11 protein-coding genes are annotated in these 13,597 nt (G+C 65.0%); 10 read left to right on the top strand and 1 reads right to left on the bottom strand.

Annotated elements, in window-relative coordinates:
* Nucleotides 1–38: 38 nt before the first annotated feature.
* Nucleotides 39–1,247, top strand: a complete 1,209-nt coding sequence (locus AC1RTC_RS16250; protein WP_493157497.1) for a sensor histidine kinase — start codon at nt 39–41, stop codon at nt 1,245–1,247.
* Complete coding sequence (locus AC1RTC_RS16245) at nt 1,244–1,864, top strand: response regulator transcription factor (protein WP_493157495.1); 621 nt, start codon at nt 1,244–1,246, stop codon at nt 1,862–1,864. Before AC1RTC_RS16250 ends, AC1RTC_RS16245 begins: the two co-directional genes overlap by 4 nt.
* A gap of 511 nt (nt 1,865–2,375) precedes the next feature.
* On the opposite strand, the gene AC1RTC_RS16240 is transcribed toward AC1RTC_RS16245, so the two are convergent.
* Nucleotides 2,376–3,008, bottom strand: a complete 633-nt coding sequence (locus tag AC1RTC_RS16240) for a TetR/AcrR family transcriptional regulator (RefSeq protein ID WP_493157493.1) — start codon at nt 3,006–3,008, stop codon at nt 2,376–2,378.
* 96 nt (nt 3,009–3,104) lie between these two features.
* Between AC1RTC_RS16240 and AC1RTC_RS16235 the strand changes: the two genes are divergently transcribed.
* From AC1RTC_RS16235 to AC1RTC_RS16200, 8 genes are all read left to right on the top strand, one after another.
* Nucleotides 3,105–5,030 carry a glycoside hydrolase 5 family protein gene (locus AC1RTC_RS16235; RefSeq protein WP_493157492.1) on the top strand — a complete coding sequence of 642 codons (1,926 nt, stop codon included), beginning with the start codon at nt 3,105–3,107 and terminating at the stop codon, nt 5,028–5,030.
* A gap of 63 nt (nt 5,031–5,093) precedes the next feature.
* On the top strand, nt 5,094–6,380 hold the full coding sequence (locus tag AC1RTC_RS16230; RefSeq protein WP_493157490.1) for an ABC transporter substrate-binding protein: 1,287 nt from the start codon (nt 5,094–5,096) through the stop codon (nt 6,378–6,380).
* 95 nt (nt 6,381–6,475) lie between these two features.
* Nucleotides 6,476–7,276 carry a carbohydrate ABC transporter permease gene (locus AC1RTC_RS16225; protein WP_493157488.1) on the top strand — a complete coding sequence of 267 codons (801 nt, stop codon included), beginning with the start codon at nt 6,476–6,478 and terminating at the stop codon, nt 7,274–7,276.
* 3 nt (nt 7,277–7,279) lie between these two features.
* Nucleotides 7,280–8,134, top strand: a complete 855-nt coding sequence (locus tag AC1RTC_RS16220; protein WP_493157487.1) for a carbohydrate ABC transporter permease — start codon at nt 7,280–7,282, stop codon at nt 8,132–8,134.
* A 4-nt stretch (nt 8,135–8,138) separates the two neighbouring features.
* Nucleotides 8,139–9,689 (top strand): CocE/NonD family hydrolase, encoded by a 1,551-nt coding sequence (locus AC1RTC_RS16215; protein WP_493157485.1) that lies wholly within the window; start codon nt 8,139–8,141, stop codon nt 9,687–9,689.
* Nucleotides 9,686–10,828, top strand: a complete 1,143-nt coding sequence (locus AC1RTC_RS16210) for a serine hydrolase domain-containing protein (protein ID WP_493157483.1) — start codon at nt 9,686–9,688, stop codon at nt 10,826–10,828. The genes AC1RTC_RS16215 and AC1RTC_RS16210 overlap by 4 nt, the downstream gene beginning before the upstream one ends.
* 21 nt (nt 10,829–10,849) lie before the next feature.
* The gene (locus AC1RTC_RS16205; RefSeq protein WP_493157481.1) at nt 10,850–11,893 is read left to right on the top strand and encodes a zinc-dependent alcohol dehydrogenase family protein; all 1,044 of its coding nucleotides are present in this window, start codon (nt 10,850–10,852) and stop codon (nt 11,891–11,893) included.
* Nucleotides 11,890–13,587: a dihydroxyacetone kinase family protein gene (locus AC1RTC_RS16200; protein ID WP_493157479.1), complete on the top strand. Its 1,698-nt coding sequence runs from the start codon at nt 11,890–11,892 to the stop codon at nt 13,585–13,587. The genes AC1RTC_RS16205 and AC1RTC_RS16200 overlap by 4 nt, the downstream gene beginning before the upstream one ends.
* The last annotated feature ends 10 nt before the right edge of the window (nt 13,588–13,597 follow it).

Below are 13,597 nucleotides of genomic sequence, written 5' to 3'. Positions count from 1 at the left end.
ATGCCCCATCCGCGCGGGCGACATAGGCTGGCCGGAACATGGCCCACACCCCGCTCACCTCGGTATTCCGGGGGCTTCGTGCGGGCCTGCACATCCTGTTCGTCGGACTTGTCGCCCTCGTCATCGGCCGAGCGATCATCGTCGCCACGACGTCGAGCCCGGCCGTGATCGCCCTCGCTGTTCTCCTGCTCCTCAGCTACGGCCTCGGTGGCTACCTCGCGAGTCGCCCCGCCTCCGGGGCCGGCCGTCCCAGGCTGCCGGGGGCGGGCGCGCTGATCTGGCTTCTCGTGCTCTCCGTGCAGTGGCTGGTCCTGGTGTGGTTGATTCCGGAGGCGGCATACCTGGTCTTTCCCCTCTTCTTCCTCTACCTCCATCTGCTGCCCCGGCCGTGGGGAACCCTCGCCGTGGTGCTGTCCGTGGCGGCCGCGATCGTGGCTCTGGGCCTGCACGGCGGCTGGAGTATCGGAGGCGTGGTCGGCCCGCTCGTCGGAGCCGGGGTGGCCGTCCTGATCGGTCTCGGTTATCAGTCGCTCGCCCGCGAAGCTGCCGAGCGGGAGCTGCTCATGGCAGAGCTCATCGCCACGCGCGACAGGCTTGCCGTCACCGAGCACGCCTCCGGCGTGCTGGCGGAGCGCGCCCGGCTCGCCCGAGAGATCCACGACACGGTCGCGCAGGGGTTGTCGAGCATCCAGATGCTGCTCCACGCGGCGGAGCGAGCTGACCCCGCGCAGGCGGGGGTCGAGCACATCCGTCTCGCTCGCGAGACCGCCGCCGGCAACCTCGCTGACACCCGGCGGTTCATCCGCGAGCTGTCACCGGCGCCCCTGACCGACCGAGGCCTCGCCGCGGCGCTCCGCCGACTCGCCGACACCCAGTGGCGAAGCGACCACCTCGACGTGCAGGTGCGGGTCTCCGACTCGCTCGAGGTACCCATGCAGGTGCAGGCCGCGCTCCTCCGGATAGCTCAAGGCGCCATGGCCAACGTCCTCCAGCACGCGCGGGCCCACACGGCCACGATCACCATCGCGCGGGATGCACAGACCGTCGAGCTCGTGATCGAGGATGACGGATCGGGCTTCGATGCGGCCAGTGTGCTTGCCGACCGCGAGGCCGGCGTCTCCGACTCGTTCGGCCTCACCGCGATCCGCGAGCGAGTCGACCAGCTGGGCGGCACCCTCTCCATCCAGACCGTGCCGGGGAGCGGCACCCGGCTCTCGATAGTTCTGAGCGTGGAGGAGCCGGGATGATCCGCGTCGTGATCGCCGATGACCACCCGGTCGTGCGCGCCGGGCTGCGCGCGCTGTTCGAACCGGAACCCGGAATCACCGTGATCGCCGACGCCGCGACTCCGGATGAGGCCGTCAGCGCCGTGCGCCAGCACAACCCCGACATCGTGCTCATGGACCTGCAGTTCGGCTCGACGGAGTCAGGCGCGGACGCCACGCGCCGCATCCGGGCCCTCGATGCCCCGCCCTATGTGCTCGTGCTCACTAACTACGACACGGACGGCGACATCATCGGCGCCATCGAGGCGGGAGCAAGCGGCTACCTGTTGAAGGATGCCCCGCCCCACGAGTTGATCGCAGCCGTGAGGGCGGCGGCCGCCGGTGAGAGCGCCCTCGCCCCCGCGATCGCGGGACGGCTGCTCAACCGACTTCGCACACCGAACGTCGCGCTCAGTCGTCGCGAGATCGACGTGCTGGAGCGCGTCGCCAGCGGCCACTCGAACAAGGAGATAGCGGACGCACTCTTCGTCTCCGAGACGACTGTGAAGTCCCACCTCGTGCACGTCTTCTCGAAGCTGGATGTCACGTCGAGAACGGGGGCCGTGGCGAAGGCCCGGGAGTTGGGCATTCTGCGGTGACGATGTAGGCGGCCTGCGGTTGCGCGGTAGCGCCGAGGTCCTGCGTGGTGGGCACGGTGGGGCTCGAACCCACGACCCGCGGGTTAAAAGTTTGATTGACGGCATCACACTGGCACTTGTATGGTCCCAGAAACCCCGGAAAATCAAGGATCTTGACCGATTTCGGCAACACGAAATAACACGGAATTTCGGGCGTTTGTGGGCAAAATGTGGGCACGGAGGGCTATCACAAGGGTGCCGATTGATTGTGATGCATCGAGGCATCGTCGATCGACCAGGACAGGGGATTGACCCGAATGTCGAGTGATGGAAACATCCGCTCAAGGACAATTCCCACGCCCCAGACCTCGGCCGCCACCCCGGCGAAGCGGCAGCTGTGTGATTGAGGGTGCGGGCATGACGACCGGCTGTCGCTTTCACGGATCCAGCGGCAGCCGGTCTTGGGTCGTTGTGTTCGCCGTCGTCGCAATCCGTTTTTGGAGAGCGCGATCCGGAAATGACGTTGACGGCCTTAGGTGTGCGACCCCTCGGACGCTACTGCGACCGGTGACGGGCTAGCGTCGCGCCCGCGGAGCAAGCCCAAAAGGTCATCGAAGGCAGCTCGCACATCGATCTCATGGTCGAGCAGAGACTGCAGCTGCAGGCCGTCCATCGCGGCGACCAAGATCATCGCGGCGCTCTCGGCCGCAATGGGCAAGGGCGTTCCCGTGGTTCGAGCGCTATTCAGTTCAGTGGCGAAGTCACTGCGCACCCGACGGTACCGCTCCGTAAAGAACTGGTGCGCAGGATGATCTTGGCCGACGGCTTCGCCAGACAAGGTGGTGAACACCTCTGTGATGCCAGGTTCTGCAAGCACAGATTCGAGCAGGTCCGCGAGGCCGTCGAGCAAGTCGATGCCGTGGATGTCCGCTTGCCGTATCTGGTGCTCGCGGTCGCGCTCCTCGAGCACGGCAATCAGGAGTTCGTCTTTCGTGCCGAAGTAGTGACGGAGCCCCGTGAATGTGATCCCGGCCTCCTCGGCTATGCCACGCATGGACGACCCGTTATAACCGAGACGTGCGAAGACCCGCCTAGCCGCAGCGAGGATATTTTGCCGTTGCAGGGCCGACTTGGCATACGGTCCACGCGCTTGCCCAGAAGTCATAGGGCGAGTGTAGAACATTAGATTTAGCGAAAATGTTGCACGTGAGCCAATTTGGGTTATTATCGTGGGACCAACTCCCGATCCCGAGAGGTTCCGATGGCAACGACGCCGATCTCCCGCCCCATGGCGCCCTTCAACCCCACCTGGGTCGGCGTGAATTTCTGGTCGCGCGTAGGAGGCCCCTTCATGTGGCGCTCCTACGATGACGTGGTTGTCGGCGAGGAACTTGCCGTCCTTGCCCGTCATTCCCTGAACGTGACGCGAAGCTTCTTCTTCTGGCCGGATTTCCAGCCCGAGCCCTACACAATCGACGAAGAGAAGTGCGCTGCGTATCGTCGCTTCCTCGACCAGCACCTCGAGCACGGCCTGACAACCATCCCGACATTCATCGTCGGCCACATGTCGGGGCAGAACTGGGACCCGTCCTGGCGTGCAGGCAGAGACCTCTACTCCGACGTGTGGATGGTCGGCCGTCAAGCCTGGTTCATCACAGAGATGGTCAAGCGGTTTGCCGACCACCCCGCGGTCTCAGGCTGGTTGATCTCCAACGAAATGCCTCTGTACGGTGGCGGCGGCGGTCTCATGGGTCCAGCAGAGAGCGTTGATGCCGAAGTTGTTCGCACTTGGGCGGAGCTCATGGTGGCGGCTGTGGCAGCAGGCGGAGGCACCCAGCCGGTGTCCCTGGGCGACGGAGCGTGGGGTGCTGAAGTCATGGGAGCGGACAACGGCTTCCGCCTGTCTTGGACGGCACCACTCGTTGACTGGATCGGGCCGCATTCGTACCACATGAACGACGACCAGGTTCGGCAGAACCTCATTCCTGCATTCAACTCTGAGCTCTGTGCCCTCTTCGACCGCCCAGTCATTCTTGAAGAGTTCGGCGTTACAAGTTCCTTCGCCTCGGACGAGAACGCCGCCCACTATTACCGTCAGGTGCTCTACTCCAGCCTCGTTGCCGGCGTCGTCGGCTGGATCGGATGGAACAACACGGACTTCGACCTCGAGTCGATGGAACCCTACGACCACCGTCCCTTCGAGCTGACCTTCGGGCTCACCACTGTCGATGGCACCCCGAAACAGGCCTTGGAGGTGCTCGGTGAGTTCGCGGAGGTCGTGCAGGATCTCGACCTCCCTTCCTGCAGTCGAGCTGACAGCTCCACGGCCATTGTGATCAGTGACTACTTCAACGTGCTGCGGCCCTTCTGGAGCGAGGACGACAGCCCAGCCATCCGAGATTCACTTCTTACCTCCTACATCGGATCGCGCCTCGCGGATCTGGCGCCGGCCTTCGTGCGTGACAACGCGGAGATCCCCGCCGCACCGCTCCTGCTGGTCCCCTCTGCGAAGGCGATCACCTCCCCAGGGTGCCGGGCGCTGGAGACGGCAGCTCGGGAGGGTTCGACGGTGTGGATCTCCTACGGGGCGGGCGAGACGCTCAACCAGCGTGGCTGGTGGTGGCCGAATGCCAACACCATGTTCGGAATCGCGATCGAATCCCGCTACGGACTCGTGGAGCCAGTCAACGAGGACACTGTCGAGCTCACCTTCGAAGCCGACTTCGGTGATATTGCTTCGGGCTCCACCTTGCGCTTCCCGGTCGGCGGGTCTGCGATCGCCCGGTCGATGCTGCCGGTTCGTGAGGACGGTGCGACCGTGGTCGCTCGAGACGCACAGGGGCGGCCCGCGATTCTCGTTCGCGAGGTCGGCCAGGGGCGGCTAGTCCTGTGCACCTATCCACTCGAGCTCTTCGTCGCACGCACCCCGTTCGTCGACCACGCTCCTTTAGTCGCCTTGATGAGTGCGCTCGCACTTGTCGCTGGCTGCCCTCCTCAGGTCACGACCGACGACCCGACCACCATGGTCGATCGCCTCGTTTCCGCGGACGGCAACGAATACCTCGTCGTACTCAATACGACGGACCAACCTCGTCGCGTCAGCCTCAGTGGCAGTCACGCGACGTCGGTCGACCTGCCCGCTTTCGGCGCGCGCGTCCTCAAGCAAAATGAGACGTCCGCGCCCTAATCGCTACAGGCGAAGCACCACCTGCACCGCATTTCCTCAACGATGAGAAAGGAACACCACACAATGAAACGCAACAGCATTGGCTTCCAGCTTGCGACTGTTATCGGGGTGACGGCCTTGGCAGTCACGATGACCGGATGTTCGACAAGCACTTCGGGCGACGCCAAGACGATCACCACGCTCAGCCTCTACTCGGCAGACAGCCCCGCCGGACAGTGGCTCAACTCGATGTCAGAGGCATTCGAGAAAGAGTCGGGCATCACCGTCAAGAACGAGTTCGTGGCGCAGACCGAGCTTCCCAACACTTATGGGAAGGCCGTCATCGCCGACACCGAGCAAGACATCGTGATGACGAACCTGGTAGGAGAGCCGACTACGTGGCTCGAAAACGGTGCCACTGTGGACGTGACCAACTACGTCAAGGACTGGGACCTCGGCGACGTGTTCAGCGAGAACGCCCTAGGCGAATGGACCAACAGCGACGGGCAGGTTCAAGCCTTCCCGCTTGAGGGCTACAACTGGCCGATGTGGTACAACATGGACCTCCTCAAGGCTGCCGGATTCGACTCTCCCCCCACGACGTGGGATGAGCTGGTCAAGCTGTCCGATGCGCTCCGCGCCAACGGCGTGCAGCCTTTCGTCGTCGCGGCAGCGGATTACCCGTCGCCGGCGATCCTCACTCTGGTCGGCCTCTCCGTCGTAGGCGATGAGGCGCTCTCCAAGCTCTTCGCTGACGGCGACTGGGAAGGCTCCGATGGCCAGAAGGTCATCAGCGGATTCATCGAACTTCGCGATGCGGGAGTCTTCGCTGACGACTCCGCAGCGCTGAAGTATCCCGACCAGGTCGCGGCGTTCGGCGCTGGCCAGGCGGCGATGCTCTTCGATGGTTCGTGGGCCTACGGCAACGCAGCGACGGCCTTCCCTGACCTTGACGTGCAACTCGGCGGATTCCCGCTGTCGAAGGGAAGCCCAGTCGACAAGCCGATCTCATTTGCCGGCCAGTCGACGGGTGTGTGGATCAGCCCCAATGGTGCCGAGAAGATTGACGCTGTGCAGAAGTTCATCCAGTTCATGTACGAGCCCAAGAACCTGGCTGGCTTCGTGAACATCGGCTACGTCTCGCCCGCGAAGCCCGGCTACGTCGAGCTCGACGCTGCCGCCCTGCCTGCTCTGAACATCCAATCGCAGGAGGTACTCCCGGTCGACACCACGGTTCTCACACCGACGTACAACGCTCTCAGCCCCGCAGTCACCTCTGCGTTCTTCCGTGCTGGTGCCGAGGCATTCGTCACGGGCACCTCGGCCGAGCAGCTCACTGAAACGCTCGTTCAGGCGTGGCAAGCGCAGTAACAACTGCCCCGTCATGGCGGCGTACTCCGGTACGCCGCCATGCGGTGGGGCAGTATCTCGAAGTGGTACCCGCGCTGGCGTGGTACGCGATTTTCATGGTCGGCCCCCTCGTCGCCATGCTGGTGCTGAGCCTGTTCCAGTGGAACGGTCTCATCTCTAAACCGCAGTTCGCGGGCTTGGCAAACTTCGCCTACCTGTTCCAGGACCAGATCCTGCGCACTGCCACCATCAACACGGTCATCTACGTGGTCGTGGGCCTACTCCTGATCATCCCGCTCGGCTTCCTCCTCGGTTTCTTCCTCAGCCGCCGGCCGCGTGGCCATGGAATTCTCTCGATCATCCTGTTCACGCCGTGGATCGTCTCCGCGTCGGCTCGAGCGATGATGTTCACCGGCCTCTATCAGCCCAACGGCGCGATCAACACGGTGCTTTCATCAATCGGTCTGGGTGACTTCGAACGGCTGTGGCTTGCAGATCCGGCAACCGCCCTCGGCGCCGTCATCGCGACGGAGGCCTGGGCGGGCATTGGCGCGACTGGCGTGATCTTTGCCTCCGCACTGGGACGCATCCCCGAAGAGGTCTACGAGGCTGCCCGTCTCGACGGCGCATCGGTATGGAGGGAGATCATCTCCATCGCGTACCCGATGTCGAAAGACTTCATCGGCCTCATGACCATGCTCCAGTTCCTGTGGCTCTTCTTAGGCTCGGCTGGCACCGTCCTACTACTCACAAACGGTGGGCCTGGATCGGCCACCATGACGCTGTCCTTCTACCTCTACGATCAGGCCTTCATCTCGGGCCGCATCGGCTACAGCCAAGCGATCGGTGTCGCTGGTCTATTCGTCGGTCTCGTGGGTATGGGCCTCATCCGACTGCTGTTCCGCACAAAGGACTAACCAATGAGATCTCAGGGTCCACGCGCTCGCGTGATGCGCGGCGCCGCCTACGTTCCAGTTCTGGTGTATTCGGCGCTCATCATCGTGCCGCTTTACTACATCGTCGTCAGCGCGTTCAAGACCAACTCGGAGATCAGCCTCCAGCCGCTGAGTTGGCCGACGAGCTTCTCTTTCGACAAGTTCGTGGAGGCCAGTGACGCCGTCAACCTGATCCCGGCGGGCATCAACTCCCTGGTCGTCGCGCTGTCCGCCGTCCTCCTGACGCTCGCGCTGGCGGCTCCCGCAGCGCATGGAATCGTTCGGCGCCCCGGTCGCTTCGCGCGCTTCTCGCAAGTGTCCTTCGCTCTGGCTTTTCTCATCCCGCAGTTCGCCGTACTCGTGCCCACGTATCTGCTCGCGGTGAAGTCCGGACTCATCCAGTTCCCCCTGGTGTTCCTGATCCTCTTCTACGCGGCGATGAACCTTCCCCTGGCCGTCCTACTGTTGATCCCCTTCTTCTCGGCGGTACCCAAGGAGATCGAGGAATCAGCGGAACTCGACGGGGCCAACGGCTTCCAGCGCATGCGCAACGTCCTCTTGCCGATAGTCACCCCGGGTTTGACCACGGTGGCGATCCTCTGCTTCCTCGGGGCGTGGAACGAGTACATATTCGCGCAGGTGATCACAACCAATGCCACGGCGACGGTGCAAGTTGCGTTGCCGCTCTTGCGCAGCGAGGGAGCCTTCCAAGGTGCGGACGTCGATCTGGCGCGTCTCTCAGCCGGGGTTCTGCTGTCGGTGATTCCGGTCTTCGTGGCATACGCGATCCTCCGCCGCCGCCTCATCGACGCCTTCGCTGCCGGCGCCGTGAAGGGTTGAGATGGTGAGCATCGCGGCCCGGATGCTCGCCCGACGTGCGCGCGTTCCCCTTCAGGCGGGCACCCGCCCCGCTCGCCGCACGGTCTCCGTGCCCGCCCGGGACGGCATCGAGCTCCTCACCGACATCTGGTGGCCCGACACGGACACCGGCCGTTCGCTAGTCATCATGCGCACCCCATACGGTCGGCCCGGGTCGGCGCCCTTCGCCGAGATCCTCGCAGCCCACGGGTACCCGGTGATCGTGCAGAGCTGTCGGGGTACCTTCGGCTCAGGGGGAGAGTTCCGGCCGTTGGTCGACGAGATCGACGACGGAGCAGACCTCCTCTCCTGGATCGCCCGACAGGGATGGGGCGAGCGCAGCATCTCCCTGGTCGGGTCGAGCTACACGGGCTTCACTGCACTGGCCCTGCTCGCGAGCGAGACGTTCATAATTGACACGGTGGCCCTCGCGGTCACCACGGCCGATTTCAAGCGAGTGATTCATCCGGACGGCGTTTTCGGGCTTGAGACGGCTCTCACCTGGCTCGACGGCCTCCGCATTCAGGAGTGGTCACGGCTGCGAGTCCTCTCCACTCTGTTGCGGCGCGGAGCGCGAGTGAGATCGGCGATCGCCGGTGCTGTCGACCAGGCGGACGCGACCGTCTTCGGTTCACCGCAACCTCAGTTTCAGGAGTGGGCGCAGGCTGGGTCGCCGTCGGATCCGTCGTGGGAGCAGTGGGACCTCACCGCCCTTCTGGCCTCGACCCCGCGGGTACTGCAGGTGGCAGGGGCCTTCGACCTCTTCTCCAATGCCCAGTTCACCGATTACGAGGCCCAGCTAGCCGCGGGCGTTCAGCCGCGGTTAGTGTTCGGGCCGTGGTCGCACGCCCACCGTGACCTGCCGCCGCTGTTCGTGCGCGAGACTCTCGCTCTGCTCGACGGCGCCTCGGCGCAGAACACCAGAGTCCTCTTCACCGGAGACGAGCAGTGGAGGGAGTTTCCGTCCTGGCCCCCCGCCACGCTCGAGCGGGAATGGGCCCTGACTCCGAGCTTCCCAGATCTCAGAGCCGGGGAGTGTGACATCCCGGTAGACCCGGCGACGCCCCCCGCTGCGGCCGGAGGGCGTGGGCTGGATCCCTCTTTCGCTGGTTCGTCACCGCAACGGGCTCGCGAAGCGCATCCCGGTGTTGCCCTCTTCGACGCCGATCCACTACAGGCGGACTCGCTCGTGGCGGGACGCGCGCGGGTCGATCTCGCCGTGCGGCCAGCAGACCACGATCAAGACCTCTTCGTCCGGTTGACCGACGTCGATCCCCGCGGAGCATCACGCAATATCGCCGACGGCTACTTCCGCATTCCGGCCGGAACCGGTTCAGGCGACGAATGGCACCGCGTGACAATGGTGCTCAGCACGGCGGCGCACGCCTTCCGCGCTGGGCATCGCCCGCGGGTGCAGGTCGCGGGCACGGGTCAGCCGTGGCACCCCGCACCGACAGCCGCACCGACTGTCATGACGGTTGATGCGGCGAGTGTCACGCTCACGCTCCCCATCCTGACCATGAGGGTTCCGGCATGAACGCGAACCACGGCTGGGTGGCGGCGCCCGGATTCGAACGAGTCGCGGAGCGCTTCTCGCAGCAACTCGCCGAGGATCCCGGGTACAGCGCTCAAGTGACGGCGTATGTGGGCGGCGACGTTGTCATCGACCTGTGGGGCGGAGACCATCTCGCAGCCGACAGCGTCACCGGGTTCTTCTCCGTGTCCAAGGGAATCGCGGCGCTGGCCATCGCGCTGCTCGTCGACCGCCAGGTGCTCGATCCGGATGCCGTGGTGTCGCGGTACTGGCCGGAGTTCGCGCAGAACGGCAAGGTGGGCACGACGGTTCGGCAGGTCCTCTCCCATCAGGCAGGACTCCCGGCGATCGACGGTGGGATCGAGACCGAGCACGTCCTCGACTCGCGGCTCGGTGCGGAGCTGCTCGCTCGCCAAGCGCCCTTCTGGGAGCCCGGAGCACTGTTCGGGTACCACGCCCTGACTATCGGGATTCTCATGGAGGAGCTCGTGCGCCGCGCCGCTGGCTGCAGCCTGCAAGAGCTCTACGACGCGGAAATTCGGCGACCACGAGACATCGACGCCTACCTCGGGACGTCGGCGGCAGTAGAGGCCCGATACCGCGCTGTCTTGCCCCAGCCCATCCCGGACCCCCTCCCAGCGCTGCCGGCCGACGGACTTCTCGATGCCGCTCTCGGACGTGCCGGCCGGCCCGTCAGCCTCGTGGACTCGAGCTTCAGCCCGAATCATCCGGACATTCGCCGTGCGGGTGTTGCGGCGGTGGGCGGCGTCGGATCGGCTCGAGGGCTCGCCCGACTGTACGCAGCATCTCTGGGGCACGTCGGTGAGCCGTTCGTCACCCGTTCTACAGTCGACCGCATTTCCCGCACCCAAGTGGCGGGTCACGACACAGTGGTGATGGACGAGATGGCCTTCGCGCTGGGATTCATGAAACCGACCGGGCGAATGCCGTTCAGCGGCCCCCGCGCGTTCGGCCATGACGGTGCCGGAGGCGCCCTGGCGTTCGCTGACCCTCAGCTCGAGCTCGCGTTCGGCTACATCCCGGCCCCCATGAGTTCGCCAGGCGGTGCCGATGTGAGAGCGCTCGAACTCTCTCGTCTGATCCGCTCCAGTATCGCCGCCACCACCCGCAACCACGCCTAATCGGTTCTAAGGAGAATCCCCATGCGCGCTGTCCTCTTCGACGCACCTCACTCGCTCCACCTTGTCGAGCGACCCGACCCCACTCCCGGCCCCAAAGAAGTAGTCGTCGAAGTCGCTGCCGTTGGAATCTGCGGCACCGACACACACGTCTTCGACGGTGAGTTCGAAGGAACCGTGTACCCCTTGGTACCGGGGCACGAGGCAAGCGGACGCGTCGTCGCCTTCGGCTCGGAGGTGCGAGATCTCTCCGTGGGCGACCCGGTCGCGGTGAACCCCAGCACCACGTGCGGCGAATGCGAGTACTGCCGAAACGGCCGCTCCAACCTCTGCCGAAATTGGAACGGCCTTGGCGTTGTCGCCAGCGACGGTGCGTCTGCGACTTTTCTCACAGCGCCAGTTGCCAACGTCTACAAACTGCGCGAATCGACCGACCTCTTTCAGGCGGCCCTCATCGAACCCCTGGCGTGCGCGATCCGCGGGTATGACCTTCTCCCCCGACGCATGGGAGAGCACTACCTCATCTACGGATCCGGAACGATGGGCCTCCTCATGGCACAGCTCGCTCCGCGCGCGGGTGCGGCAAGTGTGACGATTGTCGACACGAACCCGAGCCGTCTCCAGGCCGCGCGCGACCTCGGGATCGAGAACGCACTCGGCTCCGCTGACGAAGCCTCGCGCGACAAGTGGGATGTCGTCATTGACGCGACCGGTAACGTCCGGGCCATCGAGGACGGCCTGAACCGGGTGAAGGCTGGCGGGTACTTTCAGCATTTCGGTGTCGCGCCCGTCGAGGCTCGCGCCGGATACTCTCCCTTCCGCGTGTACCGCGACGAGATCTCGATCGTGGGCACGATGGCGGTGCTCAATACCTTCGGGCGAGCCGTGGAGATGTTCGAGGCTGGGGTGATCAATCCCGTTCCCATGATCAGCCACGCGTTCTCCCTGAACGACTACGAAAGCGCGCTAGAGATGTTCCGTGCGGGTTCGGGTCGCAAGCTACAGATCAGGCCGGGGTTGGAGACGTCGACCGTGCTGCTGCCTGGCTTCGAGGGCTCGCTCGGATGAGCTACCTCCTCAACGGGAGGGATCGCTTCCGCGAGCAGGCCGCGGCGGGACTGGTCAGAGCCTACGAAGATCGACTTCGCGCGGTGGAGGGCGGTGTCGCCACACTGCACCTCGATCCCACGAAGGTAGCCATCGTGATCGGTGGAGGGTCCGGCCACTTTCCCGCTTTCGCGGGCTTGGTCGGTCCCGGCCTCGCCGATGCCGCGGTGATGGGCGATGTGTTCGCCTCCCCCTCCGCTGCGCAGGTGGAGGCTGTCGTCGATGAGGTCGGAGCCGAGCGCGGAACCCTCCTTGTCTATGGCAATTACGCAGGGGACGCTCTCAATTTCGGAATCGCGCAACAGCGACTCCGGGCGGATGGCGTGGACTGCCGCACGGTCGTCGTCACGGACGACGTGGCTAGCGCGCCACTTACCGAAGCCCACCGCCGACGCGGGATCGCCGGCGGGCTGTTCGTCATCAAAATTGCCGCGGCGGCAGCAGCACGAGGTGATGGTGTGGATGCTGTGGAACGCCTTGCGGCCCGCGCGAACGAGCGAGTAGTGAGCGTCGGAGTTGCGTACTCGGGTGCGACCTTGCCTGGCGCGGCTGACCCGCTGTTCACGATCCCGACCGGGCGCATCGCCATCGGTATGGGAATCCACGGCGAACCTGGACTCTCGGAGATGCCGGCGCCTCCCGCGCGAGAACTCGCACAGCAACTCATCGAACACCTCGTCGCGGACACTGCGACGCTAGCCGGTGCGCGGTTGGCGGTCATCGTGAACGGTCTCGGTTCCGTGAAGCAGGAGGAGTTGTTGGTCTTCTTCAACGACGTCGCCGAGACACTTGAGCTCGCGGGTGCTCATCTGGTGTCCCCAGCGGTCGGGGAGTTCATGACCAGCTTCGAGATGGCCGGGGTCTCGCTATCACTCGCGTGGTTGGACGACGAGCTCGAGGGTCTGTGGAGCGCGCCCGCGTCATCGGTGGGCTTCTCGCGCGGAGTCGAGGTTGCGCGTCTCCCGGTCGAACAAGCGCACCCATCCCGATCAGCTCGGCGGACGAACCGCAACCGATTCGCTCCAGCGACGACGCCCGGCGGGCTCACAACACTCGCTGCTGTACGGGTGGCCCTCACCGAGGTCGCGCACACCATGGATCTGCACGGGGATGAACTCGGGGACCTCGATTCAATCGCCGGAGACGGGGACCACGGCATCGGCATGCGTCGCGGATCGAAAGCCGCGGCTGATGCCGCGACCGAGGGGCGTTCCGCGAAGGAAGCGCTCGATCTCGCCGGTCGTGCTTGGGCGGATGCCGCTGGCGGCACATCGGGCGCTTTGTGGGGAGTCATCCTAATGACTTTGGCGGATTCCCTTCCCGATGGGAGGGTCACGACCGAAGCTCTGGCTTCGGCGTTCACACGAGCCTCCGACGCGGTGCGTGAAGTGGGCGGCGCCAACCCCGGCGACAAGACGATGGTCGATTCTCTTGTCCCCTTCGCCGAGACACTCGTGGCGCACAGCTCTGGGGTGTTGGACGCCGCCGTGGACGCTGCAGCACAGGCCGCGACCTCCGCCGCCCAGGCAACTGCCGCTCTCTCCGCGCTGACCGGGCGCGCGCGAGTGCATGGCGATCGCGGTGTCGGGTCCGCCGACCCGGGCGCAACGTCGTTCGCCTACGCGGCCGCCGCTTTCGCCGGAACCCTGACGTGAGAAAGGACGC

It is taken from the genome of Rhodoglobus sp. GW821-FHT12B09, from assembly GCF_058809925.1.
Note: the sequence above shows the minus strand (reverse complement) of the source record. Positions and strands in the feature narration are given on the sequence as shown.